A 23,906-nucleotide genomic window follows, 5' to 3' on the forward strand; every position below is an offset into this window, starting at 1 on the left:
CGCCGCCCGCTCAGGCCCCGGTGCGGAGCGTGTGTCCCCAGGACTCGACCGTGGTGACCTCGCCGCGTCGGGCGAGGACGTCGTTGACGAGGGTGTCGTGCAGCCCGGGATGGGGGTCGGCGCAGGCATCGGTCAGGACGGTGATCCGGTAGTCGAGATCGGCGGCCTGGAGGGCGGTGGACAGGACGATCCCGCCGGTGGCTATCCCGGCCAGGACGAGATGGTCGATGCCCTGGGCGGCAAGGATCTGCTGGAGGTTGTTCCCGGCGAACGCGCTGACCCGGTTCTTGTACACGACGATCTCCCCGTCGGCGGGTGCGACGTCCGGGTGGATCGCGGCGCCGGGGTCGTCCGGCGTGAACAGGTGCAGCGGCAGGGCGCCGAAGGTCTTGTTGCGAGGGTGGGCGTCGACATGCCCGGGACGCAGCTGGAGCGCCACATGGATCACCGGTACACCGGCGGCCCGGGCGGTGCGCAGGGCACGCACGGCGCGGGGGAGGTAGTCGTCGGCCACATGGGAGAGATGGCATTTCTGGAGGTCCATGAGCAGGAGAGCGGTGCGGGGCATGGTGGTGCCTTTCGTACGGTCGCGTGGTCTTGCGGTGGTGCGGTCTTCGGGGGCGAGGGAGCGGCCCGGGGCTACTTCGCCGCCTCGGTGTCCGGCACCGGAGCCCGGCCGAGGGAGCGGTCGAGGACGGTCAGCAGCAGATAGAGCACACCGGCGCCGAGCATGATCCAGACGAGGTGGTGCAAGCCGCCGGTGTCGATGTGCTTGCCGAAGGACGCGGCGGCCGCGGAGGAGGCGATCATCGAGCCGATGTAGGCGAAGGTGCGCAGCAGCCCGGCCGAGGACGCGATCCGCTCGGGATCGGCCTGGAAGTAGACGGAGTTCTGGAGGGCCAGATTGTTCAGCCCCTGCGGGATGCCGAAGACCAGGGTGACGAGGAACAGCGTCCACAGCGGGCTGCTCCCGGCGAGGGTGAGCATCAGCAGACAGGCGACGATCTGCCCGGCCGCGCCGACCAGCAGCTTCCCGCGTACGCCCGGCCGCCGTCCGGAGACGATCGAGACGCCGATCGCCACCAGGAACGTGGGGATCTGCACCAGCCCGGCGCGGAAGGGGGACAGCCCGTAGCCCTCTTCGGTCCACTGGCTGAAGCCGTAGAGGAAGGCGTAGGAGACGACGTACGCGACGAGCGCCCGTAGGTATGTGGCCAGGAGCGGCGTGTTGCCACCGAACACCCGCAGGTCGATGAAGGGGGCGTCGGCACGCAGCTCCCGCATCGCGAACCCGGCGCCCAGGGCGGCGGCGATCACCAGCAGATACCAGTCGCGCGGATGCGGGTTCATCAGGAACAGCAGCAGCGAGGTGAGCGTCGCGGCGAATAGAAGCATGCCGGGCAGGTCGAGTTGGGAGACCAGACGCCCGCGTCGCTCGGTTGGATCACCTGTCGCGGGTGCCGACCTGGGCAGCCAGAGCAGGCCCAGCACCACGGAGGCGACGGACAGCGGCACGTTCAGGGCGAAGGTGGCCCGCCAGCCGCCCACCGCGATCAGCAGCCCGCCGAGCAGGGGGCCGATGACCGCGATGGTCTGGTTGGCGACCGCCAGCGCGGTCAGCACCCCGCCGGGACTGTCCCGCCCGGTGCGCTCGGCCTCGCTGCGCACCAGGGCCATCGCGGCGGGATAGCCGGAGCAGGTGCCGAATCCGAGCAGGACACGGGCGACGATCAGTACCGCCATGTTCGGGGCCAGGGTGCCGACGACACCGGCGATCCCGACGAGGCTGGTGCTCGCGAGGAAGAGCCTGCGCGGCCCGAAGAGGTCGATGAGCCGTCCCACGACCGGCTGGCCCAGCGAGGTGGCCAGATAGAGGGCGGACACCAGCCACGCGGTCTGCGAGGCCGGTGCGCCCAGGGCCTTGCCGATGGGGACGAGCGCGACGGAGATGATGGTGGAGTTGACCGGGTTCAGGACCGAGCCCAGCATCATCGGCGGCAGCAGCCGCCGGTCGAATCGGGGCTGGTCCGTCTTGCGTATCGCCCCCGGCTCGGTGTCAGTCATGGGTGAGCCGTTCCAGTACGGCCATGGCGGCGATCACATTGCGGCGTTCCTCTTCCGTGCACCGCTCCTGCAACCGGCCGGCGAGCCACTCCGTGCGGGCCTGCCGCCCCTTCTCCACCCGGCGCCGGCCCGGCGCGGTCAGCTCGATCAGCAGCCGCCGCCCGTCGTCCGGGTCGGGGGCGCGCTCCACCAGCCCCAGCGCGACGAGCGCGGCGACCATCGCCGTCATCGACTGGTGCCGCACCCCCTCGGTCGTGGCCAGCTCGCTCGCCGTGACACCGCCCTTGTCGGCCAGCCGGGCCAGCACGGACGCCTGCCCCAAGGTGATGTCCTCGGCCTCGGAGGCCTTCAGGATGCGCCGCCGCAACCGGCTGATCACCGCGCGAACCTCACGCGACGCCTCGACCGCCGACGGCGACAGACTCGGATTCTCACTCATGTCCCACAGCTTAATCTGTACAGCCTCACCTGTACAGTTTCTCCTGCATGGCCGTCGAGTCGCGGAGGACGCCTGCCGTCCGCTCGGCGATCCGTTTTGAGTGGGGGCGTCTATGCCTTCTTGGCGAGCCCCGCCGCGATGAGTTGTTCCCAGACGGTCGGCGGCCGGGGCTCCTCCGAGGGGTCCGGGCGCCACTGGACGGCGGGGACGATGCCCGGGGGCTGGAGGGTCAAGGTGTCGAAGAGAGCGTGGAGTTCGGCGTCCGTGCGCCAGCGGCCGCGGCCGAAGGTGTCGATGAGTTTGGCCTGGGCGGCCTCGGTCTCCTCGTTGTGGCCGGAGCGGAAGTGGGAGATGAAGACGTGGCTGCCGGGCGCGATCCGTTCGGCCCAGTGGCGGACGATCCCGGCCGGGTCCTCGTCGTCGTTGAGATGGTGCAGGACGGCGCTGAGGATGACGCCGACCGGCTGCCGGAGGTCGATCAGCCGCTCGACCTCCGGATGGCGGCGAATGGCGTCGGGGTCGCGGACATCGCCCTCGATGACGGTCGTTGACTCGTTCTCCGCCAGCAGCGCCCGGCCGTGCGCGAGGACGGTCGGGTCCGTGTCGACGTAGACGACGGCCGCTCCGGGCCGATGGCGCTGGGCGACCTGATGCACATTGTCGGCGGTCGGCAGCCCGCTCCCCAGGTCGATGAACTGCCGGATGCCGTCGCGCGCGAGGGTGCGGACCGCGCGGATCAACGCCCCTCGATTGGTGTGGGCGATGGCGACCGACCCCGGCAGGATCACCTTGAAGTGGTCGCCGACCTCCCGGTCGACCGGGTAGTTGTCCTTTCCGCCGAGCAGATAGTCGTACACCCGGGCAATGCTCGGCGCCTGCCCGCCCTCGTCCGTCACCATGGCCAACTCCCCTTCCTCGGACCGTCGTCGGCGTCATCGTAGGGATCCGCCGAGCCGGATGTGCGCGCCTTCGCCCCGGTGTGCCCGGCAGTGGGCGGAGGTGCGTAGAGACCGGCCTGCGCGCCGATCACCCTCGTCCGAGGGCGGGGGGGCGCCCGCCGTATCGTTGCCTCGCATGTGGCCAGGAGAGCAGCCACCGGGGGGCGGACAGAACCCGCAGCGGCCCCCGGTCGAACATCAGCCGAACCCGTATCAGCAGGCCGGGTACCACCAGCCGAACCCCTACCAGCAGCCCCAGCCCTGGAACGCGCCCACCCAGCCGGCCGGCGCGCCCCTGCCGGCGCCGACGGGCGGCGGTGGGGGCCGGGACCGTACCAAGCTCGTCGCGGTCATCGCCGCCGCCGCGGTCGTCGTCGCCGCGGGTGTCACCGGCTTCGTGCTGCTCGGCGGAGACAAGCACGACCGGGTGGACCCGGGCCCCACCCCGGCCCCGACAGGGGCATCCCAGCAGAGCACCGACAACCCGCGCGGTCCCGACGGCCGAACCGCGACGGTCAAGGGCTGGAAGGTCGTCACCAACCCGGCCCAGGGCATCGCCTTCGACGTGCCCCCGCAGTGGAAGCTCCAGACCCCAGACTGGGTCACCTACGTCTCCAAGAACGACGACCCCGACGACAAGCCGCTCATCGGGGTCCAGGCCCCCGCGTCGCTCCAGCCCAAGTGGTGCTCCGCGGACACCGACATGAACGGCACGGTGGACGACACCGCCCTGGCCACCGCGGGCAGCAGGCGCAACAACGGGGCCCGCAGCACCGCGGAGATAGCCGGCGCCGACCCGAAAACCTGGGTCTTCGGCGCCTACACCCAGCCCGACAGGACCAAGGTGAAGTCCGGCACCGTCGAACCCTTCACCACCACCTCCGGTCTCCAGGGTGATCTGGGCAGCGCCTGGTCCGCCGGGGTGAAGAAGTCCCAGAAGTGTGTGACCGACGGCAAGGCGTGGACCTTCGCCTTCAAGAACGCCCAAGGTGACCTGGTCTCCTGGTCGTTCTTCGGCGCCAAGGGCGTCTCCGGCGAGGTGACGGACGAGACGGTACGGAAGATCGCCGCCACGGTGCGCCTGTACAAGCCCCCGTCCGACTCCTGACGCCCCTCACCGACCGCCCCGAGGCGGCACGCTTCCGCCGAAGTGCCGCTCCGGGGTGGTAGCCCCCTGAACCGACCGGGGGACAGCCCCCGGTCGGTCCGGTGGCTGGCAGGCTGTCTCGGGCGGACGGCCGTCGGGAGACTCGACGCATGACGATTTCCACCGACGCGTCCCTGGTCACCGGACCATCTGCCGCCCCTTCCCGCACCTCGCCGCCGCGGTCCGGCAGCGACTTCGCCGGACTCTCCCGGCGCATCACCGAGGCGGGTCTGCTGAAGCGGCGCACCGGTTACTACACGGTGCGGCTCGGCCTGGTGATCGCGCTGCTGGCGGCCGGCTGGGGGACCTTCGCCGTGCTCGGCGACACCTGGTGGCAACTCGCGGTCGCCGCCTTCCTGTCCCTCGCCTTCGGCCAAGTCGCCCTGGTGGCACACGACCTGGCTCACCGACAGGTCTTCCGGCGGCGTCGGCCGAGCGAGACATGGGGCCGGCTCTTCGGCAACCTCGCCATCGGCATGAGCTACGGCTGGTGGATGAACAAGCACACCCGCCACCACGCCAACCCGAACCACGAGGAACTCGACCCCGATGTCGCCCCGGACATCCTGGTGTGGTCCACCGACCAGGCCCGCGACAGCAAGGGCGTGGCCCGGCTCATCGGCGGCCACCAGGCGTTCCTGTTCTTCCCGCTGCTGACCCTGGAAGGCTTCAACCTGCATGTCGCGAGCGTGCGCGCGCTGCGCTCGCCGTCGATGAAGAACCGGCTCCTCGAGGGCTCCCTGCTCCTCCTCCACATAGCGGCCTACCTGTCCGCGCTGTTCCTGGTGCTCTCCCCCGGGAAGGCGGTGGCGTTCCTCGCCGTGCACCAGTGCCTGTTCGGTGTCTACCTGGGCTGCACCTTCGCGCCGAACCACAAGGGCATGCCGACCCTCAGCGGTGACGAACGGCCCGACTTCCTGCGCCGCCAGGTGCTCACCTCCCGCAATGTGCGCGGTGGCCTGCTCACCGATGTGATGCTCGGCGGGCTCAACTACCAGATCGAGCACCACCTGTTCCCGAGCATGCCCACGCCCCATCTGCGCCGGGCCCGGACCGTCGTGCGGGCGTACTGCGCGGAGATAGGCGTGCCGTACCACGAGACCGGGCTGATCCGGTCCTACCGCGAGGCGCTCACCCATATGCACCGGGTGGGGGAGCCCATCAGGCGGCAGCGCCGGGCGGCGTCCTGACCCGCGGCCCCGGGGCCGCCCGCTCTCGTCCTGCGGCCCCGGGACCCGCGAGGGTCAGCCGGTACCTCAGGCGCGCGGGGCGGCCGCTTCGAGTTCGGTGATGGTCCCCGCCATGATGGTGCGGATGTGCTCGGTGATGTGCTCCGGGGGCCAGTCCCACCAGGCCACCGCGAGCAGCCGGGCGACATCCTCGGCGCTGTAGCGGGTGCGGATCAGGCGCGCCGGGTTGCCGCCGACGACGCCGTAGTCGGGTACGTCCGCGGTGACCACGGCGCCGGTCGCGATGATCGCGCCGTGGCCGATCCGTACGCCGGGCATCACCGTCGCGCCGTGCCCGAACCAGACGTCGTTGCCGACGACGGTGTCCCCTCGGTTCGGCAGGCCGGTGAGCAGGTCGAAGTGCGCGGACCAGGAGCCGCCCATGGTGGGGAACGGGAAGGTCGAGGGGCCGTCCATGCGATGGTTGGCGCCGTTCATGATGAACCGCACGCCGGTGCCGAGCGCGCAGAAGCTGCCGATGACCAGCTTCTCCGGCCCGTAGTGGTAGAGCACGCTGCGCGTCTCGAAGGCGGTCGCGTCGTCGGGGTCGTCGTAGTACGAGTACTCCCCGACCTCGATCAGCGGGGACTTCACCAGGGGCTTCAACAGGACGACACGCGGCTGCTCGGGCATCGGATGCAGGACGGTCGGATCGGCCGGTACAGGCATGGAGAGGGGCTCCTGGGCGGACTCGGCTGCGACGGGCCGTTCCATGATCGCGGGGCAGGGCCGGCCCCGACAACCGATTGCGCGGCCTGCGGACCGATCGTCGTCCCACCGCCGTGGTGCAGTGAAATGGACCGCAGGGTCAAGTGGTTGACGCTGCCCGGTCGAGCTGTTGTACGGTCCACTCGTTCCACCGCTGGTGAGGGACGTGCCATGCCCGGTGTCGCCCGACCGCCGCACCACCGTCGAGGAGACCGATATGTTCATCCAGCCCTGGGACGCCGGTCTCGACGACGCCGAATGGCAGACCTGGATCGCCGACGGCCACGACTTCGGGCACCTCTGCGTCAACGGTCTGCCCGGTGCGGCGCCCGTCGTGGTCCCCACCCACTTCGTCTGCGACGGCAACCGGCTGCTGATCCACCTCGCCCGGCCCAACCCGGTCTGGAAGGCGATCGAGCACGACCCGAACGTCACCTTCGACGTCAGCGGCGACTACGCCTTCATCCCCGGCACCTGGCGCGCCGCGCCCGGCGTCCCACCCACCGACGGCGTGCCGACCAGCTACTACGCGGCCGTCCAGTTCACCTGCCGCGCCCGCGTCATCGACGACCCCCAGGCCAAGGCCGAGCTGCTGCGCCGCCAGCTGGCGCACTTCCAGCCCGACGGCGACCACGCCCCGGTCGAGGTCGACCAGCCGCCCTACGGCCGGATGCTGCCGGGCATCCGCGGCCTGGAGCTGGACGTGGTCGAGGTGCGCGCCAAGTTCAAGTACGACGACCGGAAACCCGTGGAACTGCGCACCACCGTCGCCGACCGTCTCACCGAACGCGGCGAGGGCCTCGACGTGCCCACGGCCCGCCAGCAGCTGCGCCGCGTGGACCGCATCGGCACCTGGAAGCCCTGACCCCGCCTCCGGACCACGCGGCTACGGTGCCCACGCCTCACCCCGACGCCGAGCCGGGCGCCGGAGCGAGCTCGCATGATCGCCGTACGCTCCGCAGAATGGTGCTGTATCCGACCTGCCACGCGGGCCTCACCGCCGTACGGGGCCGCAGCCCGGTCTCCGCGAGGTGGGCGCCCCGTATCCGGGAGGCGACATGCACCACCGCACGGTCGAGGAGCTCATGACCCGGGACGTCGTCCGGGCCCGGAGCGACACCTCGTTCAAGGAGCTCGCGAGGTTTCTGGAGGAGAACGACATCACCGCCGTACCCGTGGTGGACGAGATGGACCGTCCGATCGGCGTGGTGTCCGAGGCCGATCTGCTGCGCAAGAGCGCCGACCAGGCCGACCCCTCGGGGCTGACCCCCGTCCCGCATCTGGAGGCATGGGAGCGGGCCAAGGCCGAGGGCGCACGCGCCGAGGAACTGATGTCCGCCCCCGCGGTGTGCGCCCGCCCCGAATGGTCCGTGGTCGAGGCCGCCCGGCTCATGGAGACCCAGCACGTCAAACGCCTGCCCGTGGTGGATGAGGCGGACCGGCTCGTGGGCATCGTCAGTCGGGCCGATCTACTGCGGATCTTCCTGCGCCGCGACGAGGCGATCCGTGAGGAGATCAACCGGGATCTGCTGCGGGGCACACTGCTCCTGGACCCCCGCGATGTGACGGCCGACGTGCGCGACGGCCGGGTCACCGTGTCCGGCATCGTGGAGTTCAAGAGCCAGATCCCCGTCGTGGAGCAGCTGTGCCGCGGGGTCGACGGGGTGGTGTCGGTGTCCGGGGGCCTCACCTTCCGGACGGACGACGCCCGGGACGCGCCCACCGGAGTGTGAGCGCCGGTTCCGGTCGAAGGCCGTCCTCGGTCCCGTCCCCGGTCCCGTCGCTGGGATGAGGCCGCTTCGCCTGCGTGAGCCTGGTCGGCACCTGGATGCAGGCGGTGGCCCAGTCCCGGCTGATCCTTGAGCTGACCGGCTTGGGCACGGTGCTGGGGCTGGTGGTGGCCGTGCAGTTCCTGCCGGTGCCGCTGCTCGGCGACTACGGCGGACTTGTCGCCGACCGGGCGGACAAAGCCGTCTGCTGATGGCCACCCAGACGGCCCTGGCCGCGCTCGCCCTGATCCTGGGCCTGCTCACCATCAGCCGTCTGGTGCGGCTGTGGATGAGCCCGTACCGCTGTCCGGGCGCGGGACCGCACGCCGAGGCCGGTCAGACGACATCGAGGACGTCGGCCACCGGACGGCGGGAGCTCGCGGGGCCCTCGGGGCCGTAGCGAGCCGGAGGACCATCTGGACATAGGCCATGGCCGACAGGGGTCGCGGACGGTCCAGCGGATCTCGGACCACTCCAGGGGCTGGCAGGTGAGCGAGGCGACCAGACCGTCGGTGGTGGCGCTAAGCAGGACCCGGCTCACCCGTGGGTCGGGACCGCGATCACGGGGCAGCGGGCGTGATGCAGCACGCCCTGGCTCACCGAGCCCAGCAGCATGCCGGCGAAGCCACCGCGCCCCCGTGTGCCCACCACCAGGCCCAGCGCGTGTTCGGAGGCATCGGTGAGCACCTGCACCGGATGGCCCGCGACCACCTCGTGGCGCAGGTCCACCTCGGGATAGCGGGCATGGCGGCCCGCCACGACCTCGGAGAGGAGCCGCCGGGACTCCTCCTGCGCCCCGCGTTCGTCGAAGGCCCGCAGCGGACCGTGCTCCCACACCAGCAAGGCCCGCAGCGCCGCGCCGCGCAGCGCCGCCTCCTCGAACGCCACGTCGACCGCCGCCGCGGAGCGCTCGCTGCCGTCGACGCCGACGACGTAGTACGGCGGGTCCTGGGTGGTGTGTTCCGGCTCGGGCACGACCACCAGAGGGCAGTGCGTACGGGCCATCACCGGGAGGGCGATCGACGCGGAGCCGAACACCTCCTGGCGCCGGCTCAGATGGTGCGAGCCGAGGACGAGCGAGGTGGCGTCGCGGCTCTGCTCGCACAGCGTCCACACCGGATCGCCCTCGGCGAGCAGTGTGTCCACCTCCAGGCCGGGATGCCGGGCCGTGACGAACTCCGCGACCTCCTCCAGCACCTTCTTGCCGGCCTCGTGCAGCGCCTCGTTCCACCCCTCCCAGGAGGGCGGCACCGCCGTCCTGCGGTCACCGGGTGTCGGTACGCCCTCGACATGGACCAGCCGCAGCGGCAGCCGACGGCGGGCGGCCTCGTCCGCCGCCCAGGCCGGGGCCGTCCGGCGGGCGGGGTCGGGGTCGAGACCCACCACGATCGGCCGGCGGCCGGAGCCGGGGTTCCGGTCGTCCTTGCGCGCGGGTACGGGAGCGGTCATCGCCCCATCTCCTCCCTGCGGCGGAGCACCGCCGCGACTTCCATGAAAGCCCGGAACCGGAGGCCCTGCCAGGGGACCATCGGCCCCCGGTAGGGCCCCTCGGCATGCCGACCGAGAATCCGGACGAAAGGGCCTCCGGCCTTGTTCGCGATGCCCACCATGGGCGACCTCTTCTCCGGCGGCTGCGCGCCGGTGTCACCTGCCGGACGGGCCCGCGGGCCGATGTCAGCCGCAAGACGGCCCGCGCCGATGTCACCCGCCGCCCCGGGTCGCGGCCCATCTGCGTCGTACCGCTTCCGCGTGCTCGGACTCCTCCAACCCAAGCTCCAGCGTGGCCAGTTCGTCGCGCAGTCGGGGGATCCAGTGGCGGCGCAGGGCGCGTATCCGTTGCCGGGTCCGTGCGGACTCGCGGCCAGCAGGTCGGCGGCCTTACCGTGTACGGCGAGTTACGCGGCGGCGCGGAGGGCGGCACGGTACGCCGCCTCGGCGTGCGCCAGCGCGGTGCTGGGCGGGGTCGGCTCCGCCGCGCCGCGCACCGGGTCCGTCCAGTCGACCGCCGCCGGATGGCGCTGCCCATGAGCACGGCCCACCGAACGTCGACGCGCGCCTGGTCCGCCGGTGCCGACCGTAGCGGCGCGCTCTCGCCGCCGAGGATTACCCCGCGCACCAGCCAGGTCTCCGCCTCGGCCAGTCGCTTCCGCCACACCCGGCCGCCTGCCCGCGCCGCCCCCCGCGCGGCCCGAACGGCGGGGCAGTGTAAGCCTGTTGGCGGGCGACGCCCCGGACTCCGTCTCCGTTCCTCGAACCAGGGCAGCCCATGGTGCGCGAGGTGATGGACGTGCCCGCCGCGCACATCCGCGCCGATCCGCCCTACCGCGACATCACCCGGATGCTGGCGCGCGAGCAGGCGGGCGCGCTGCCGGTGGTCGAGGCGGAGGACCATGTGGTGGGCGTCGTATCGGAGTCCGATCTGCTGGCCAAAGACGCCTTCGAGGCATCCGGCCATCGGCCCGGGCCCATCGGGAGGCTGCGCGAGCGCCGGCTGCGCGGCAAGGCCCGGGGTGAGACCGCCGCCGACCTGATGACCAGCCCCGTGATCACCGTGCTGCCCGGGGCGACGGTGGCCGAGGCCGCGTGGCTCTCCGCCCTGTACCGGCTCAAGCTGATGCCGTCACCGACCGGGAGGGCCGGCTGGTCGGCGTCGTCCGCAGGGACGCCTTGCTCCAGGCCCTGATCAGGGACGACGCCGGTATCCGGGCCGAGGTCGAGGCCACGGTCGAGACGACCCGCCCACCGGCCGACCGGGACGCCGTGCAGGTGGCCGTGCGCGACGGCATCGTGGAACTGACCGGACGGATGCCGACGGCGACCGCACGGCGACTGCTCGCGGAGATCGAGCGGATCGCCGACGTGATCGAGGTGAAGAACCTCCTCGGCTCCGGCACCTGACACCGGTCGCCACCGCGGCATCACCGCGGTGCCGGAACTCACCCCGGAGGCGCGGACCATGTCCCGAACCGTCACCGCAGGCATCGACGACTCGCCCGAGAGCCGGGCCGCCGCCGAGTGGGCGGCCCGCGAGGCAGAGCTGCGCGGCCTGCCCCTGAAGATCGTGTACGTCCAGGAGCCCACGCCCAGGATGGCCGCTCGTACCCCGCTGTTCGACCTCGACAGCTACCGGCGCTGGGCCGAGCGGATGGCCGAGGAGGCCGCCAGCGGCATCCGGGCCCGCCATCCGGACCTCGACGTGAGCACCGCGCAGCTCACGGGGACCGTGGCCGATGTGCTGTGCGAGGCCGCGGGCGACGCCGAACTGCTCGTGCTGGGTTCCCGGGGCCTCGGCCGGCTCGGCGGCTTCCTGGTCGGCTCGGTGAGCCTTGCCGTCGTGGCCCGCGCCGAACGCCCGGTGGTGCTGGTGCGGGCGGGGGAGGAGACCGGAGACGCACAGCGGACGGAGCCGGCGGGCAGACCGCCCGGCACCGGAGCCGTCGTGCTCGGCCTCGATGTCGACGAACCGGCCGAACCGCTGCTGGAGTTCGCCTTCGACGCCGCCGCGCGCCACGGAGCCCCGCTGCGCGCCGTCCATGTCTGGCCGGAGCCGCCGACCTCCTTCTACCGCTTCTACGGTGACGCCGAACTCTACGACGACCTGCAACGCGGGCAGGCCACCCTGCTGACCGAGGTGCTGCGCCCCTGGCGGCAGAAGTACCCGGACGTCGAGGTGATCGAGGCGAGCCGCTGCGGCAGCGCCGCCCAGGTCCTCGTCGACCAGTCCCACGACGCCTGCCTCGTGGCCGTCGGCCGCCGCATCCGCACCCGCTCCTTCGGCTTCCACCTCGGCCATGTCCTGCACTCCGCGCTGCACCACATCGCCGCCCCGGTCGCGGTCGTCCCGCACAGCTGACGTCCCGCGCGGCTGACGCCTCGCACGGCTGACGGCCGGGAAGCTGACGGCGGGTGCTCGCGAATGCCGCTCAGCGGGGTCCCACCAGATCCCACTCCCGGTCCCAGAGGGCCAGCCTGCGCCGGTCGAGCCGGGCCCGCGCGAAGGCGCCCGCGCCCAGCACCGGAGCCGCGGCGACCAGCGCGGCACCGGCGGCGAGGAGACCGGCCTCGATGTGCCCCTCGGCACGGTCGGTGGGCGCCGTCGTGACCAGTTGTCCCCGGTCGTCCTGCCACAGATGCACCGTCGTGCCCCGGGGCAGGCTCGGGTCCACCAGCGTGTGCCCGGTACGGGGAGTACCGTCCGGCGCCACCCAGCGCACGGTGTCCTGCACCCGGCCGTCCGCCGACCACTGCGCGGCGATGTCCTGCGGCGCGTCGGCCGTCAGGACCGCCCGTACGGGGTGCCGTTGAGCGCTGTGCTCCGCGAACCGGTGCTCGGCGGTGCGGAACGCCAGCGGTGCGACGACCGTGCCGACGAGCACCACGACCGCCCAGACGGCCAGCACGATCCACGCCTCCAGGACGTCCTCGCGCCGGCGCAGCGGATTGCTCCGCCACCGCCACAGATGCCGTTTGCCGCTCATCACGGAGACCTCCGCCTCGTGCCGAATCCTTCGCCTCCGACGGTGCCTGCGAGAAGCCCGCGCCCACAGGGGCCGAGGGACCTCTACGACGGACCGCCCGGGTCCGGATCCGGTGCCGGAGGGGGCCATGAGTCCCTTCCCGCAGCGCCATCGGGCCGATGGGCACGGCGTACGACCGCTCGGCGGGCCATGGCCACCAAGCTGATGTCGTGCCGGGCGCTGCGATACTGCCCGCCATGACAGCCACGTCCGACGAGCCGACGGTCCCGTTCTCCCGCATCAAGATCCGTACGGGGCCCTTGTCTTCTGCGGTGACGAGGTCGCCCTGATCCGCCGCGACCGCGCCGATTCCGTCCACTACACCCCGCCCGGCGGCAACGTCGAGGAGGGCGAGGACCTCCGTCGGGCCCTGCGCCGGGAACTCGCCGAGGAACTCGACCTGGACATCGACCTGGCCGAAGGCGGCGACCTGATGTGGGTGGTCGACCAACGGGTCACCCGCCCGGGCCCGACCCCGCCGCCGCGCAAGCTGCACCCGCCCATCGGAGCCGCGCTGGCGGCACTGGACCACCCCCGCGCCGCCGTCGGTGACGCCGCCCTGGACGCCGTCACCGACGAGAACTACACGTGGGTGTGAGCAGCTGCGTGTGAGCGAGGGCGCCGTCAGGGCAGTTCGGCGGAGCGCTCCTCGTCCAGGATTCCGTACCCCGCGCTGGTGTAGAGGTTCATCGCCACCTCGTTCCCGCCCCACACGGTGAACATCAGTGCCGATTCACCGGCCGCGAAAGTGGTCCGTTCGCCGACCGCCATCGCGGCGCGCCCGTACCCCTTGCCGCGCTGGGCCTCGTGGACGTGCAGCGAGTACCCGTAGGTGACCCCCGGCAGATACCCGTGCTTCAGCCACCCCGTGCCGATCGGCTCGCCCGCCGCCTCCAGCACCAGGAGCGTGGTGTCGGGCGTCGCGAGCCCCTCGGGAAGCAGCTCGGCGAAGTCCTGGTCCGACTTGCGCACGGCATCCGCACGGCTCATCGCCCCCGCCCGGACGATGCCGTCGGCGTAGGCCTCCTGCTCCCGAGCGAGCCACTCCGTGTACTCGGCCTGTGTCATCGGCCGCTCGGTCACGCCGTCGACCGGCTCCGGCGCGGCCGCGACCGGCCGCACCCTGACCTGCCCGCGCACACCGTAGGCGGCGAACACCTCACCCAGGGCGGGATCGGTCAACCGGGTGCCCACCCGGCGCGCGCCCCGCTCGGCGCACCACCGCTCCGCCCATTCCCGGGCGGCCCGCTCATGCCCCCGGCCGGTGCGGCCCGCGTCGATATGAAGATCCCCGATTCGTCCCGTGAGGACCCCGCGTTCGTCACCCACCCGTACGGCCACGCAGCCCACCCGGGCCCCGGCGTCCGCGATCTCCGCGACCGTCCAGTCCCCGGCGAGGGCGCGCCCCTTCGTCACGTACTCCTGCGCCGCGGCCGCGCCGAGCCCGGCCGTCGCGTACGCGTCGACGAGCCGCCGCTCGACGTCCTCCCGCCACGCCGCGCTGTCCTCAAGAACCCTGAATTCTGTCACCCGGCACATTAATCACGCGGTCAATCACCCGAGCGAGTGAATTTCGCCGCGGCGTCGGCGCTCCGGGTGCGCGCGGCCGCGGCCCGTGTGCGGAGGTCCTCGCGCCACAAGAGCCCGCGTGCTCCCGCTCATGTAAGCACGGCCGCACTCAAACTGGCGACAATATGAGGGGGTCGGGACAGGCGGGCTGTCCGCGCGTGCTACCCCGAGGAGTGACAACGCAGATGGGCGCCCCTTCTACCGGTGGTTCCCGGACGGGAGGATCAACACCTGCTTCAACGCGCTCGACCGGCATGTCGACGCCGGCCACGGCGACCGTACGGCGCTGATCCACGACAGCCCCGTCACCGGCACCACCACCTCGTGCACCTACGCCGAACTCCGGCGGCTCACCGTCCGGTTCGCAGGGGTGCTGCGCGCACTGGGCGTCGGCCGGGGCGACCGCGTCGTGATCTACCTGCCGATGGTCCCGAGGCGCACGCCGAACTGTCCGAGCGCGACGTGGACTGGGACGAGGCGATGGCCTCCGCCGCACCGGCCGACTGTGTGCCGCTCGCCGCCACCGACCCGCCCTACATCCTGTACACCTCGGGCACCACGGGCCGCCCCAAGGGCGTGGTGCGCGACAACGGCGGCCACGCGGTCGCGCTCGCCTGGAGGATGGCAAGCCGGTCGGTACCCCGCCGAGTGCGACATGACGCCGTTCCGCTGTCCGTTCCTGGCCGGTGAGCGCCTCGACCCGGACACCTACGACTGGGCCCCGTAGGACGCTGGGCGTGCCCGTGATCGACAACTGGTGGCAGACCGAGACGGGCTGGCCGATCGCCGCGAACCAGACGCGCTCCGGCAAGATCCTGCGCGCCTCCATGCGCTCACTGGCCAACGGGGACGACGCCCCGGCGCCCGCCACCGTCGACGACCCCGCCGTACTGGAATCCCTGCGCCTCGCGCTGCGCAAGGAGAACTGATGCCGAAGCCGTCGCCACCGAGGCATCGGCGACCGTGACGGCCCGAGCGGCGGCCTCGCTCATCCGACGGCCGCTCGGCGGTGATAGACCTTGTTGGCGATGCGCCACCCGTCGGCCACGCGGATCAGCAGGAAGAGGTCCGTGAAGGTGTCCGGGCCGTGCCGGAGCGTCATGGTCGCGGTCGCGACATCGCCGTGCACCTCGACGGTGTCCACGTGCCGGGACCGGGTGGGCTCGTCCGGGGCCGGCCGCCCCGGGAAGAGAGCGCGGTACTCGTCCAGGCACCACGAGACGAACGCGCCGTCCCGGAGCCCCTCGATGTGAGCGGTCGGCAGGAACGCGTCCTGGAAGTGGACGGGGTCGCCGGTGGCGTGCCCGCGGATGTAGGCGTGGAGCGGTTCGAGTACGGCGTCCCCGTGCGGTGTCTTCATGTCCGCCACAGTGGCGCCGCACGGGAGTTGCGACAAGCGCGGATCTCGCACAGGAGCCCTGCGTCGCACGCATACCGCGTGGCCGTGGTCATATGGACGCCATGGACCTGACGGTGTGGCGAACCTTCGTGACCGTGTGCCGACTCGGATCGCTCTCGGCGGCGGCAGCCGAGCTCCATCACACCCAGTCGGCCCTCTCCCGGCAGATCGCCGGCCTTGAACGGCAACTCGGCGTACCCCTGTTGGAACGCCACCCGCGCGGGACGCGGCCGACACCGGCCGGCGAGGTGTTCCGGCAGCACGCGCTGGCCACGCTGCACGAGGCCGACCGCGCCCTGCGCGCCGTACGGGCGGCGCGCGAGGGGTCGTACGACCGTCCGCTGACCCTCGGCGCGACCCCCTCGCTCGCCGCGGGCATCGTCCCCGAGGCCGTCCGGGGCCTGTTGCGGCAGGCCGGGCCCCTCCGCTGGAGCCTGCTCCCCGGTCCGAGCGGGCGGTTGCACCATCGCGTGGCCACCGGCGCTCTCGACCTCGCCGTCGTCACCGACGCACCGCCCGGACTGCCCCACGACCCTCGTACCGAGCGCCGCCTCCTCGGCCTGGACGACATGGTCGTCGCCCTGCCCGCCGGCCATCCCCACGCCGGGCGCGGCCCGGTGCCCGTCCAGACCCTTGCCGACGAGACCTGGGCCGAGGACAACGACGGCTCGGCGGCACTCCTGCGCCAACACGCGGCCCGCGCCGGGATCGACGTCCGCATCGACCTCACCGCGGCCGACCTGCCGGGCAAACTCGCCCTGGTCGCCACCGGCCACGCCATCGCCCTGATACCCGGCGTGCTGACCCGCGCCCTGCGCCCCGACATCGCCACGGTGTGCCTCGTCGATCCCCCCACTCGCGGTATCTACACGCTCACCCCGCGCCGCGACCCCCACCCGGCCACGCCCGCCCTGCTCGACGCCCTCACGAACGCCTTCGCCACGGCACGCCCCGACAACAGGAGGCCGCGGCGATAGCGCCGATGCGGAAGGTCTCGATGCCCTGCGGAGCGCCCTCGGTACGATCATCTGGATCATCCGCTCCGAGGAGTCCAGCTCAGTGACCGTCGCCCCACCGCCCCGCGCCGCCACCGGCGTTCTTCCGATCCAGACGCTGACCCGCGTCGAGTGCGACGAGCAACTGTCGGCCCTGCTCTGGCGGGCGGGGTCCGGCTGGCGGATGATCAGCAGCGCGGTGCTCGGCGGGGGCATCGGCGAGCGCTCCTGGGTCCTCAACGCCCAGGTCTCGCACGGCTACAGCCGCACCGACCCCGACGCCCATCTCGCGAGCCTCGCCCATGAGGCCGGGGCGTGGGGGCCCGGCGTCGGACTGATGACGGCCGCCGACGTCCTTCGGTACGGCCGCGCCCACGACGACGGCGTAGCGGCGGTGGTCACCGCGGGCCTCGGCGTCCACGGCTGGGCCGCCGCCCCCGCCCCGGGCACACTTTTGCCGCCCGCCCCCGGCACCATCAACATCATCGCCGCCATCCCCGCCGCGCTGACCGACGCCGCCCTGGTCAACGCGGCCACCACCGCCACCGAGGCCAAGGTCCAGGCCCTCCTCGACTCCGGATACGACTGCTCCGGCACCCCCACGGACGCGGTGTGCGTCGCCGCCCGAATCCCGCAACCCGGCGAGGAGCCACAGGCTTTCGCCGGTCCCCGCTCCCTGTGGGGCGCCCGGCTGGCCCGCGCGGTTCATTCCGCGGTGTGTGCCGCCGTGGAGCCGGTTCCCGGGGAAGCTCTCAAGTCGGCGCGGACACGCGCGGGTTCATGACCGCGGAGTGGAAGGGGGAGCGGCTTCGACCCTCCTGGACAACGGTGAGGGGCCCTTTGCAGCGGCCGGCGTTCCGCGTCGGCGTGGCTCAGTCCCGGGTCAGCAGTACCCGTGACATCCCCGCCGTGACCAGGAGCAGCGCGGCGACGGCCAGCAGCCCGACGCGCATGCCGGGGAGCGAGAAGCCGCCGTCGGAACCGGCGAGCAGACTGCCGAAGAGGGCGACGGCCAGGGCGCCGCCCAGTTGCCGGAGCGAGTTGAGCAGGCCCGAGGCCGTTCCCGCGCGTTCCGCGGGGACCGCGTCGATCAGCAGCGCGGTCAGCGCGGGCACCGCCACCGCGCCGCCCATGCTCAGCGGCAGCAGCAGGACCAGTACCAGCCACACCGGGGTGTCCCCGGCCAGCGGCAGCATGACCAGCATCGCGGCGGTGAAGACCAGTTGGCCGAGGACGATCACCGACCGCCGCCCGAACCGCTCCGCGAGACGCGGTGAGACCAGGTTCGTCGCCGTCACCACCGCCGACATCGGCACGAACATCAGCCCGGCCGCCGTCGCCGACATCCCCCGCAACTGCTGGTAGTACAAGCCCAGTAGGAAGATCCCGCCGTAGAACGCGGCGTTGACGGCGAAACCGACCGCGAGCGGAACGGCCACCCGGCGCTCCCTCAGCAGCGCCGGCGGAATCATGGGCTGACGGTGCCGGGACTCCACGACGCGGAACACGAACCCGCTTCCGACGGCGAGCGCGCCCGCGCCCAGCACCGGCAGGCTGGTCCAGCCCAGATGACCGCCCTCGATCACCGCGACGGCGAGCCCGGCCAGGGCCAGTACGGCGGTCAACTGGCCGAACCCGTCCAGCGCGGCGGGCCGGCGCGGCGAGCGCGGCACCCGTGTCAGCAGGCCGAGAATCACCGCGCCCACCGGGAGGTTGAGCAAAAACACCGCGCGCCAGCCGGCCGACTCGGTGAGCAGCCCGCCCAGCACCGGACCCGCGGCCATCGCCACCGAACCGCCGACGGTCCACAGCGCGATGGCCCGCGCACGCTCCCTGCTGTCCTCGTGCGCCTGCCGGATCAGCGCCAGCGAGGCCGGCATCACGACCGCGGCGGCCCCACCCTGTGCCACCCGCGCGGCGACCAGCACCCCGATCCCGGGCGCCAGCGCGCAGCCGAGGGAGGCCAGGGTGAACAGCGCGACTCCCCAGGCGTAGGCGCGCCGGGCGCCCGCGCGGTCGGCGATGGCGCCGGCCGAGAGCATCAGCGCGGCGAACATCAGCGTGTACGCGTCCACCACCCACTGGAGCCCCGCCATCCCGCCGTCCAGCGACTCCCGGATCGAGGGCAGCGCGATGTTCACGGCTGACACATCGATGGTGATCACGGTGAACCCGAGCAGCGAGGCGACCAGCGCGACCCCGGCCCGCCGGGGCGCCTCGGCACCGGCGCCCGCCTCGGCTGGTCGGGCCCGGTCCGGTTGCCGTCGTCGTACCTCGGGCAGCGGCGAGCCGGGCGCGCGCCCCTGGTCGGTGGTGGCGGTCGGGGACGGGGAAGGGGTGCCGGGCATGGTGGCCTCCTGGACGTTCAGGCACGGTCGACGGTGTCCGTCGGGGACGAATCGGCGGGCGGCCACGAACGCCGGGACCGCGGTCCGGTGTCACGCACCCCCTGGGTTCCGCGCCGTCGGGCCGCCCGCTCCGGGATCAACTCTGCGCCCGGACGGCGGCGTTCGGCAGACCGCGCCGTACCCGGGGTGCGGCGTTCCAGGCCCTGACACGGCCCCCCAACACCCCCGTACACCTGTCACAATTGATCGAATGGGAGCAGCAACAGACGTACGGGGTACCGAACTCGGCAGATATCTGAAAGCCCGCAGGGCCCAGATACGCCCGGAGGACGTCGGCCTCCCCGGCGGCGCGGGCCTGCGCCGCACCCCCGGACTGCGCCGGGAGGAACTGGCCGCGCTGGCCGGTGTGAGCGTGGACTATTACATCCGCCTCGAACGCGGCCGCGAGACCAACCCGTCGATCGCCGTCGTCGACGCCCTCGGCCGTGCCCTGCGGCTGCGCGGCGACGGTTACGAACGCCTCCATGAACTCGCCGAGCTGGCCTCCGGCCGTACCTCCGAACTCCCGGCCTGCGCGGACCACGCCGTCCGCGACTCCGTGCTGCGCGTACTGGAATCGGTACGCCCACTGCCCGCCTATGTCGTGAGCCGCTACAACCGCGTCCTGGCCGCCAACCCGCCGGGCCGACGGCTGCTGCCCGGCCTGTGGGACTGGCCTGAGCACCAGCGCAACGTGACCCGTTACCTCTTCCTGCACCCGGTGGGCAGGACGCTCTACGAACCCTGGGAGGACACCGTCGCCCTCTCGGTCGCGCATCTGCGGGCGGTCGCCGGCGCCGATCCGGACAACCCCGAACTGACCACTCTGGTCGGCGAACTGGTGCTGAAATCCCCGGAGTTCGCCCGACTGTGGGAGCGGTACGACGTCTGCGAACGCGGCGGCGGCCAGAAGAAGTTCCGGCACCCCGAGGTCGGACCCATGACCCTGACCTACGAGGTCATGCGGCTGGCACGGACGGGCGGCCAGCGGATGGTCGTCTACCAGGCGGTCCCCGGCACCGCCGACGAAGAGGCCATGCTCGGGCTGGAGGACGGGGAACCCGCGCGCAGGGCGGAGGGCGAACCCGTCCTCCACCGAAGCTGAACGGCTGAAACAAGCGACCGGGCGTCGGAAGAGTCCCGGCGCCCGGCGTGGCAGCCGGCCGAGTGTGCCCGCGGCGGGCGGCCCGGTGACGGATCCGTGACGTTCGTACCCATACTGAGACATTCCGAACGCAAGATCGGGGGCAGGCTCACGTCGACCATGGTCCCGGTGGAGAACACCCGCCGGGCCATTGCACGACAAGGAGTGTTCGTATGAGCAAGAAGCACGTGTTCGCCGCCGTGGCCGCACTCGCGCTGGCGGTCACCGCGGGCGGGGGAATCGCCGTGGCCGCACCCACGACGGCCAAGAGCGTCACGCCCTCGGCCTGTCGTCCGGCCAACCACACGGCGACGATCGCCGCGGCACCCGCCAGCTCGGGGCACAGCCACTATCGCGTGACCCTGACCGCCGCGCGCGGATACGAGTCGTGCGTGCTGGCCGGTTCGCCCACCGGCGTACGGTTCTCGCACCACGGCAAGCAGACCGGTGTCGCCGCCGGGCACTACGGCGACCAGAGGACGAAGGTGACCTTCGGGCCGGGCCACCCGGTGCACTTCGACATCCAGGTTCCGAACATGCACCGCGGCACGGCCTCGGACGAGGCGTCGTTCACGCTCCAGGCCCCGGGCGGTGAGATTCCCGGCACGTCCTTCGCCGAGGGCAAGTTCTCCGTCGCCTCCGGCACCCTGATCGGCCCGGTGCAGCGCGGCGCCTGACCGGCATTGCCGGAAAACCCGGAGTGTCCCGAGGCCGCACGGCCGCGGGACACTGTGGCGTTGCGGAGAGGGCAGGATTCGAACCCGCGTGGACCCTTGCGGATCCGACCTCGAGACGTGCTCGCTGGTCCCCGATCAACCACTCCGGGCACCTCTCCTCGCTCCCGGTTCCCGGTTTCCCGGGCCCCGTTCACATGAAGAAGAGTGACAGACCCGGCTGACGCGGGACTGACGCGGAGCTGACCCGCACGGCTTACAGGCGGGCCTTCATCCTCTCGCAGACCCCATGCACGTCCTTGACCTCGACATCGCCCCCGGCGCCGCGGATGACACCACGGTAGCGCCCGAAGAGCTGGAAATAGTCGACCGCGAAGAGACCCAGGTTGTGCTTCACCTGCTTACGGCCCTCCGGCTCGAAGACGACATCGAGGCGGCCGTCCCGGGAGGCGATGTGCCAGGCGGCCGACGGATCGGCCGACGTGGGCTCGAAGGCGATGTCGCCGAGCGGCTCACACCGGCCCGGTGTCCACAGACAGGACTCCTCCGGCTCCCCGGCCAGTTCGGGCCGCGCCGCGAAGTTGGCCCCGACGACCGGGCCGGCGTCCGTCGACGTCGCGAAGGTGCCCCAGACCCAGTCGGTGCGGTACGGCAGCAGCGAGCGGTGCTCATCGAGTGTCGCCAGATCGCGATGCGGCTCGAAGACGACCTCGGTGTCCCCGACACGGAGCACGCCGGAGGCGGGGAAGGCGGCCTTGTGCGTGTACATGCTCCCGCCCGGCAACCGCGAGCTCACCGAGAGCGGAGCGGTGGCCGCCTCGGCGTCGAGTTCGAGCTCACCGCGGATGGCCGGGGCCTTCGCCGTCCTTGCGATGTCGATCTCGATCCGATGCCGCGCCGACGTACGCGAAAAGGAATAGGCGACCCGATACCCGTCACGCTCGAACCGGCAGGAGTTCTCCAGCAGTTCGGCCGGCAGCACGGGACTGCCGCCGGCCGCGTTGGCCGCGTGCTGGTGGAGCACGCCGCCCGCCCGGTCATAGGCGTAGATCTCCGAACTGGCGAGATAGTGCGCGTCCTGGATGATCAGCGACGAGTACCAGTCCGGATGCGACAGGGTGAACCCGACCCACTCCTTGAGCCGCACCCTCTTCAACCGCCGCGCGAGGCCGCCGTACACCTCAAGCGGATCGACGACAGCGGGCCGATCGGCCAGCCGGCCCCAATGACGCATACCGTCTTCGACCAGGCGCTCAGGGGTGGGCATGGCGGGTAGTCTGCCCAGGGTGCCGACGGGGGTCAACAGCCGGTCGGCACCGGTCGTCGTCCGAGCGGGAACGCGGGACCGGCGCCGTGGCACTCAGCCGTCCATGGGCGGAGCGGGTCAGCCCACTCGGCGCGGGACCCCCAGCGGGTTCGCGTCCTGGAGTTCCGCTGGAAGGAGGTCGTCGGGCCAGTCCTGGTAGGAGATCGGGACCAGCCAGCGGTCGATCGCGGCGGCGCCGACCGAGGTGTGCAGCGGGGCCGTCGTCGAGGGCCAGGGGCCGCCGTGGTGCATGGCCCAGCACACGGCGACGCCGGTCGGCCAGCCGTTGTGGATGAGGCGGCCCACGCGGTGCCGCAGCACCGTCACCACCCGCGCGGCCGCCGCCGCGTCGCCGGGCGTGGCGTGCACCGAGCCGGTGAGGCTGCCGGGCAGGGCCGCCAGTACCTCGGTCAGCGAGTCCAGGTCCGGGTAGGTCACCACCAGTCCGGCCGGGCCGAAGCACTCCTCGGCCAGGGCGTCCAGCTGGTCCGCGAAGGACTTCAGGGACAGCCGCCATACGCGCGGGGCCACCGCGAAGAAGTCGCCGCCCGCGCTTCCGGAGGCCAGCGGGTGGAGGTCCGCGGTCTCGTCCAACTCGGCCACCCTGGCCCGGTACCCGTCCCGGATCCGGGACGTCAGCATCGCCCCGGTCGTGGCCGCGCCGACCTCGGCCGCGACGGCGTCCACCAGCGCGCCGTCCGCGGGGACGAACAGCAGCCCCGGGTTGGTGCAGAACTGACCGGTGCCCAGGGTGAGCGACTGCGCGTACCCCTGCGCGATCTCCCGGGCGCGTTCGGCCGCGGCGCCGGGGAGGACCACCACCGGGTTCACGCTGCCCAGTTCGCCGTAGAACGGGATCGGCTCCGGGCGGGCGGCGGCGAGGTCGTACAGGGCCCGTCCGCCTGCCTGTGAGCCGGTGAAGCCGGCCGCCTTGACGGCCGGGTGGTTCACCAGCGCCGCACCCGCCTCGAAACCGGTGACGAGGCCGAGGACCCCCTCGGGCGCGCCCGCCTCGCGCAGCGCCCCGGTGACGATGCGCGCGACCGCGGCCGAGGTCGCCGGGTGCCCCTCGTGCGCCTTGACGACCACCGGGCAGCCGGCCGCGAGGGCCGAGGCCGTGTCGCCGCCCGCCACGGAGAAGGCGAAGGGGAAGTTGGAGGCGCCGAACACCGCCACCGGCCCGATCGCCTGCCGCATCCGGCGGATGTCGGGACGCCCCGTGGCCGGATCGGCCGGGGTGAGTACGGCCTGCACATGGCCGCCGTCGCGCAGCACCTCGGCGAACAGGCGGAGCTGGCCACTGGTGCGGCCCACCTCGCCGGTCAGCCGGACCGCACCGAGCGCGGTCTCCGTGTCGGCGACGGCGACCAGTTCGTCGCGGGCCGCGTCCAGCGCGTCGGCGGCGGCTTCGAGGGCCCGGGCCCGGTCGGCGGCGGGCATCGCGGACCAGACGGGGAACGCGCGGGCGGCGGCGCGGGCCGCGGCGTCGACGTCCGTCGCGGTGGACACGCCGACCGGATCGCCGACGGGCTCACCGGTACGCGGGCTGATTCCCCGCAGCGGGGCGGACGTGGTGTCGGTCATCGATCGAACCTCCGGGTCGGGCGAGGTGGTGAGGGTG

General features: G+C 72.5%; 29 protein-coding genes and 4 pseudogenes. 18 read left to right on the plus strand and 15 right to left on the minus strand.

Annotated features, from left to right (window positions below; translation table 11 throughout):
* Window positions 1-10 precede the first annotated feature (10 nt).
* From HEP81_RS36715 to HEP81_RS36730, 4 genes are all read right to left on the minus strand, one after another.
* Window positions 11-568 (minus strand): cysteine hydrolase family protein, encoded by a 558-nt coding sequence (locus HEP81_RS36715; RefSeq protein ID WP_037661313.1) that lies wholly within the window; start codon window positions 566-568, stop codon window positions 11-13.
* A gap of 71 nt (window positions 569-639) precedes the next feature.
* The gene (locus HEP81_RS36720) at window positions 640-2,064 is read right to left on the minus strand and encodes an MFS transporter (RefSeq protein ID WP_037661311.1); all 1,425 of its coding nucleotides are present in this window, start codon (window positions 2,062-2,064) and stop codon (window positions 640-642) included.
* Window positions 2,057-2,503, minus strand: a complete 447-nt coding sequence (locus HEP81_RS36725; protein ID WP_037661309.1) for a MarR family winged helix-turn-helix transcriptional regulator — start codon at window positions 2,501-2,503, stop codon at window positions 2,057-2,059. Before HEP81_RS36725 ends, HEP81_RS36720 begins: the two co-directional genes overlap by 8 nt.
* 110 nt (window positions 2,504-2,613) lie before the next feature.
* Complete coding sequence (locus HEP81_RS36730) at window positions 2,614-3,402, minus strand: SAM-dependent methyltransferase (protein ID WP_037661307.1); 789 nt, start codon at window positions 3,400-3,402, stop codon at window positions 2,614-2,616.
* Between the two features lie 175 nt (window positions 3,403-3,577).
* Between HEP81_RS36730 and HEP81_RS36735 the strand changes: the two genes are divergently transcribed.
* Together HEP81_RS36735 and HEP81_RS36740 are read left to right on the plus strand one after the other, a co-directional pair.
* Window positions 3,578-4,549 (plus strand): DUF8017 domain-containing protein, encoded by a 972-nt coding sequence (locus HEP81_RS36735; protein ID WP_037661306.1) that lies wholly within the window; start codon window positions 3,578-3,580, stop codon window positions 4,547-4,549.
* 149 nt (window positions 4,550-4,698) lie between these two features.
* Complete coding sequence (locus tag HEP81_RS36740) at window positions 4,699-5,778, plus strand: fatty acid desaturase family protein (protein WP_037661305.1); 1,080 nt, start codon at window positions 4,699-4,701, stop codon at window positions 5,776-5,778.
* A gap of 66 nt (window positions 5,779-5,844) precedes the next feature.
* On the opposite strand, the gene HEP81_RS36745 is transcribed toward HEP81_RS36740, so the two are convergent.
* Entirely contained in the window at window positions 5,845-6,486 is a 642-nt protein-coding gene (locus tag HEP81_RS36745; protein WP_037661302.1) for a CatB-related O-acetyltransferase, read from the minus strand.
* Window positions 6,487-6,742: 256 nt separating this feature from the next.
* On the opposite strand from HEP81_RS36745, the gene HEP81_RS36750 reads away from it, so the two are divergent.
* The 4 genes from HEP81_RS36750 (at window position 6,743) to HEP81_RS36765 (ending at window position 8,694) form a co-directional block, all read left to right on the plus strand.
* Window positions 6,743-7,390 (plus strand): FMN-binding negative transcriptional regulator, encoded by a 648-nt coding sequence (locus tag HEP81_RS36750; RefSeq protein WP_037661368.1) that lies wholly within the window; start codon window positions 6,743-6,745, stop codon window positions 7,388-7,390.
* A gap of 193 nt (window positions 7,391-7,583) precedes the next feature.
* Window positions 7,584-8,258 (plus strand): CBS domain-containing protein, encoded by a 675-nt coding sequence (locus HEP81_RS36755; protein ID WP_037661300.1) that lies wholly within the window; start codon window positions 7,584-7,586, stop codon window positions 8,256-8,258.
* A 74-nt stretch (window positions 8,259-8,332) separates the two neighbouring features.
* Entirely contained in the window at window positions 8,333-8,506 is a 174-nt protein-coding gene (locus HEP81_RS36760) for a hypothetical protein (protein WP_157854556.1), read from the plus strand.
* Window positions 8,506-8,694 carry a hypothetical protein gene (locus HEP81_RS36765; protein ID WP_037661298.1) on the plus strand — a complete coding sequence of 63 codons (189 nt, stop codon included), beginning with the start codon at window positions 8,506-8,508 and terminating at the stop codon, window positions 8,692-8,694. The genes HEP81_RS36760 and HEP81_RS36765 overlap by 1 nt, the downstream gene beginning before the upstream one ends.
* 137 nt (window positions 8,695-8,831) lie before the next feature.
* On the opposite strand, the gene HEP81_RS36770 is transcribed toward HEP81_RS36765, so the two are convergent.
* From HEP81_RS36770 to HEP81_RS41835, 3 genes are all read right to left on the minus strand, one after another.
* Complete coding sequence (locus HEP81_RS36770) at window positions 8,832-9,743, minus strand: universal stress protein (RefSeq protein WP_078967630.1); 912 nt, start codon at window positions 9,741-9,743, stop codon at window positions 8,832-8,834.
* Window positions 9,744-9,995: 252 nt separating this feature from the next.
* Window positions 9,996-10,127 (minus strand): hypothetical protein, encoded by a 132-nt coding sequence (locus tag HEP81_RS41830; RefSeq protein ID WP_338058777.1) that lies wholly within the window; start codon window positions 10,125-10,127, stop codon window positions 9,996-9,998.
* Window positions 10,128-10,189: 62 nt separating this feature from the next.
* Window positions 10,190-10,333, minus strand: coding sequence for a hypothetical protein (locus HEP81_RS41835; RefSeq protein WP_243279716.1), 144 nt, complete (start codon window positions 10,331-10,333; stop codon window positions 10,190-10,192).
* A gap of 227 nt (window positions 10,334-10,560) precedes the next feature.
* Between HEP81_RS41835 and HEP81_RS36780 the strand changes: the two genes are divergently transcribed.
* Genes HEP81_RS36780 through HEP81_RS36785 form a run of 3 tightly spaced genes read left to right on the plus strand, consistent with a single transcriptional unit; the run spans window position 10,561 to window position 12,147 of the window.
* Window positions 10,561-10,977: a CBS domain-containing protein gene (locus tag HEP81_RS36780; RefSeq protein ID WP_243279717.1), complete on the plus strand. Its 417-nt coding sequence runs from the start codon at window positions 10,561-10,563 to the stop codon at window positions 10,975-10,977.
* The gene (locus HEP81_RS41840) at window positions 10,962-11,192 is read left to right on the plus strand and encodes a BON domain-containing protein (protein ID WP_243279719.1); all 231 of its coding nucleotides are present in this window, start codon (window positions 10,962-10,964) and stop codon (window positions 11,190-11,192) included. Before HEP81_RS36780 ends, HEP81_RS41840 begins: the two co-directional genes overlap by 16 nt.
* A gap of 58 nt (window positions 11,193-11,250) precedes the next feature.
* Window positions 11,251-12,147, plus strand: coding sequence for a universal stress protein (locus tag HEP81_RS36785; protein ID WP_037661296.1), 897 nt, complete (start codon window positions 11,251-11,253; stop codon window positions 12,145-12,147).
* Window positions 12,148-12,217: 70 nt separating this feature from the next.
* On the opposite strand, the gene HEP81_RS36790 is transcribed toward HEP81_RS36785, so the two are convergent.
* The gene (locus HEP81_RS36790; protein ID WP_037661293.1) at window positions 12,218-12,772 is read right to left on the minus strand and encodes an Rv1733c family protein; all 555 of its coding nucleotides are present in this window, start codon (window positions 12,770-12,772) and stop codon (window positions 12,218-12,220) included.
* A 328-nt stretch (window positions 12,773-13,100) separates the two neighbouring features.
* Between HEP81_RS36790 and HEP81_RS41845 the strand changes: the two are divergent.
* Both HEP81_RS41845 and HEP81_RS41850 read left to right on the plus strand, forming a co-directional pair.
* Window positions 13,101-13,232: pseudogene (locus HEP81_RS41845) on the plus strand (NUDIX hydrolase); the annotation flags it as partial.
* 12 nt (window positions 13,233-13,244) lie between these two features.
* The gene (locus HEP81_RS41850) at window positions 13,245-13,409 is read left to right on the plus strand and encodes a hypothetical protein (protein WP_243279720.1); all 165 of its coding nucleotides are present in this window, start codon (window positions 13,245-13,247) and stop codon (window positions 13,407-13,409) included.
* Between the two features lie 26 nt (window positions 13,410-13,435).
* Here HEP81_RS41850 and HEP81_RS36800 read toward each other — a convergent pair whose 3' ends face one another.
* The gene (locus HEP81_RS36800) at window positions 13,436-14,350 is read right to left on the minus strand and encodes a GNAT family N-acetyltransferase (protein ID WP_243279721.1); all 915 of its coding nucleotides are present in this window, start codon (window positions 14,348-14,350) and stop codon (window positions 13,436-13,438) included.
* Window positions 14,351-14,669: 319 nt separating this feature from the next.
* On the opposite strand from HEP81_RS36800, the pseudogene HEP81_RS42780 reads away from it, so the two are divergent.
* The 3 genes and pseudogenes from HEP81_RS42780 to HEP81_RS42790 all read left to right on the plus strand — a co-directional run.
* Window positions 14,670-14,756: pseudogene (locus HEP81_RS42780) on the plus strand (hypothetical protein); the annotation flags it as partial.
* A gap of 86 nt (window positions 14,757-14,842) precedes the next feature.
* On the plus strand, window positions 14,843-15,070 hold the full coding sequence (locus tag HEP81_RS42785; RefSeq protein ID WP_037661284.1) for an AMP-binding protein: 228 nt from the start codon (window positions 14,843-14,845) through the stop codon (window positions 15,068-15,070).
* Window positions 15,071-15,117: 47 nt separating this feature from the next.
* On the plus strand, window positions 15,118-15,309 hold the full coding sequence (locus HEP81_RS42790; protein WP_037661283.1) for a hypothetical protein: 192 nt from the start codon (window positions 15,118-15,120) through the stop codon (window positions 15,307-15,309).
* Window positions 15,310-15,368: 59 nt separating this feature from the next.
* Here HEP81_RS42790 and HEP81_RS36810 read toward each other — a convergent pair.
* A pseudogene (locus HEP81_RS36810) lies at window positions 15,369-15,722 on the minus strand (nuclear transport factor 2 family protein); the annotation flags it as partial.
* 119 nt (window positions 15,723-15,841) lie between these two features.
* Here HEP81_RS36810 and HEP81_RS36815 point away from each other — a divergent pair.
* Window positions 15,842-16,756 (plus strand): LysR family transcriptional regulator, encoded by a 915-nt coding sequence (locus HEP81_RS36815; RefSeq protein ID WP_037661364.1) that lies wholly within the window; start codon window positions 15,842-15,844, stop codon window positions 16,754-16,756.
* Window positions 16,757-16,838: 82 nt separating this feature from the next.
* Window positions 16,839-17,558, plus strand: a complete 720-nt coding sequence (locus HEP81_RS36820) for an adenosylcobinamide amidohydrolase (protein ID WP_051850520.1) — start codon at window positions 16,839-16,841, stop codon at window positions 17,556-17,558.
* A gap of 88 nt (window positions 17,559-17,646) precedes the next feature.
* Here the strand turns inward: HEP81_RS36820 and HEP81_RS36825 are convergent, their stop codons facing one another.
* Window positions 17,647-19,122 (minus strand): MFS transporter, encoded by a 1,476-nt coding sequence (locus HEP81_RS36825; RefSeq protein WP_078967629.1) that lies wholly within the window; start codon window positions 19,120-19,122, stop codon window positions 17,647-17,649.
* A 250-nt stretch (window positions 19,123-19,372) separates the two neighbouring features.
* Here HEP81_RS36825 and HEP81_RS36830 point away from each other — a divergent pair, with 250 nt between their 5' ends.
* Both HEP81_RS36830 and HEP81_RS36835 read left to right on the plus strand, forming a co-directional pair.
* A complete protein-coding gene (locus HEP81_RS36830; RefSeq protein WP_037661279.1) occupies window positions 19,373-20,266 on the plus strand; it encodes a helix-turn-helix domain-containing protein in 894 nt (297 codons plus the stop codon).
* A 212-nt stretch (window positions 20,267-20,478) separates the two neighbouring features.
* Window positions 20,479-20,982 (plus strand): DUF4232 domain-containing protein, encoded by a 504-nt coding sequence (locus HEP81_RS36835; RefSeq protein ID WP_037661277.1) that lies wholly within the window; start codon window positions 20,479-20,481, stop codon window positions 20,980-20,982.
* Window positions 20,983-21,045: 63 nt separating this feature from the next.
* Here the strand turns inward: HEP81_RS36835 and HEP81_RS36840 are convergent.
* The 3 genes and pseudogenes from HEP81_RS36840 to HEP81_RS36850 form a co-directional block, all read right to left on the minus strand.
* Window positions 21,046-21,140: pseudogene (locus tag HEP81_RS36840) on the minus strand.
* Window positions 21,141-21,235: 95 nt separating this feature from the next.
* Window positions 21,236-22,246 carry a DUF2804 domain-containing protein gene (locus HEP81_RS36845; RefSeq protein ID WP_037661275.1) on the minus strand — a complete coding sequence of 337 codons (1,011 nt, stop codon included), beginning with the start codon at window positions 22,244-22,246 and terminating at the stop codon, window positions 21,236-21,238.
* A gap of 117 nt (window positions 22,247-22,363) precedes the next feature.
* Complete coding sequence (locus HEP81_RS36850) at window positions 22,364-23,869, minus strand: aldehyde dehydrogenase (NADP(+)) (protein ID WP_037661274.1); 1,506 nt, start codon at window positions 23,867-23,869, stop codon at window positions 22,364-22,366.
* Window positions 23,870-23,906 lie beyond the last annotated feature (37 nt).

Source organism: Streptomyces griseofuscus (genome assembly GCF_014673495.1).
GTDB lineage: Bacteria > Actinomycetota > Actinomycetes > Streptomycetales > Streptomycetaceae > Streptomyces > Streptomyces murinus.

Coding starts and splice junctions, on each gene's coding strand:
- HEP81_RS36800 (WP_243279721.1), bottom strand. CDS start 14,350: ATGTGCCGGGTGACAGAATTCAGGGTTCTTGAGGACAGCGCGGCGTGG.
- HEP81_RS36850 (WP_037661274.1), bottom strand. CDS start 23,869: ATGACCGACACCACGTCCGCCCCGCTGCGGGGAATCAGCCCGCGTACC.
- HEP81_RS36735 (WP_037661306.1), top strand. CDS start 3,578: ATGTGGCCAGGAGAGCAGCCACCGGGGGGCGGACAGAACCCGCAGCGG.
- HEP81_RS36770 (WP_078967630.1), bottom strand. CDS start 9,743: ATGACCGCTCCCGTACCCGCGCGCAAGGACGACCGGAACCCCGGCTCC.
- HEP81_RS36790 (WP_037661293.1), bottom strand. CDS start 12,772: ATGAGCGGCAAACGGCATCTGTGGCGGTGGCGGAGCAATCCGCTGCGC.
- HEP81_RS36765 (WP_037661298.1), top strand. CDS start 8,506: ATGGCCACCCAGACGGCCCTGGCCGCGCTCGCCCTGATCCTGGGCCTG.
- HEP81_RS36745 (WP_037661302.1), bottom strand. CDS start 6,486: ATGCCTGTACCGGCCGATCCGACCGTCCTGCATCCGATGCCCGAGCAG.
- HEP81_RS36740 (WP_037661305.1), top strand. CDS start 4,699: ATGACGATTTCCACCGACGCGTCCCTGGTCACCGGACCATCTGCCGCC.
- HEP81_RS36720 (WP_037661311.1), bottom strand. CDS start 2,064: ATGACTGACACCGAGCCGGGGGCGATACGCAAGACGGACCAGCCCCGA.
- HEP81_RS36725 (WP_037661309.1), bottom strand. CDS start 2,503: ATGAGTGAGAATCCGAGTCTGTCGCCGTCGGCGGTCGAGGCGTCGCGT.
- HEP81_RS36715 (WP_037661313.1), bottom strand. CDS start 568: ATGCCCCGCACCGCTCTCCTGCTCATGGACCTCCAGAAATGCCATCTC.
- HEP81_RS36845 (WP_037661275.1), bottom strand. CDS start 22,246: ATGCCCACCCCTGAGCGCCTGGTCGAAGACGGTATGCGTCATTGGGGC.
- HEP81_RS36730 (WP_037661307.1), bottom strand. CDS start 3,402: ATGGTGACGGACGAGGGCGGGCAGGCGCCGAGCATTGCCCGGGTGTAC.
- HEP81_RS36755 (WP_037661300.1), top strand. CDS start 7,584: ATGCACCACCGCACGGTCGAGGAGCTCATGACCCGGGACGTCGTCCGG.
- HEP81_RS41850 (WP_243279720.1), top strand. CDS start 13,245: ATGTGGGTGGTCGACCAACGGGTCACCCGCCCGGGCCCGACCCCGCCG.
- HEP81_RS36750 (WP_037661368.1), top strand. CDS start 6,743: ATGTTCATCCAGCCCTGGGACGCCGGTCTCGACGACGCCGAATGGCAG.
- HEP81_RS36830 (WP_037661279.1), top strand. CDS start 19,373: ATGGGAGCAGCAACAGACGTACGGGGTACCGAACTCGGCAGATATCTG.
- HEP81_RS36785 (WP_037661296.1), top strand. CDS start 11,251: ATGTCCCGAACCGTCACCGCAGGCATCGACGACTCGCCCGAGAGCCGG.
- HEP81_RS36815 (WP_037661364.1), top strand. CDS start 15,842: ATGGACCTGACGGTGTGGCGAACCTTCGTGACCGTGTGCCGACTCGGA.
- HEP81_RS36825 (WP_078967629.1), bottom strand. CDS start 19,122: ATGCCCGGCACCCCTTCCCCGTCCCCGACCGCCACCACCGACCAGGGG.
- HEP81_RS36780 (WP_243279717.1), top strand. CDS start 10,561: ATGGTGCGCGAGGTGATGGACGTGCCCGCCGCGCACATCCGCGCCGAT.
- HEP81_RS36835 (WP_037661277.1), top strand. CDS start 20,479: ATGAGCAAGAAGCACGTGTTCGCCGCCGTGGCCGCACTCGCGCTGGCG.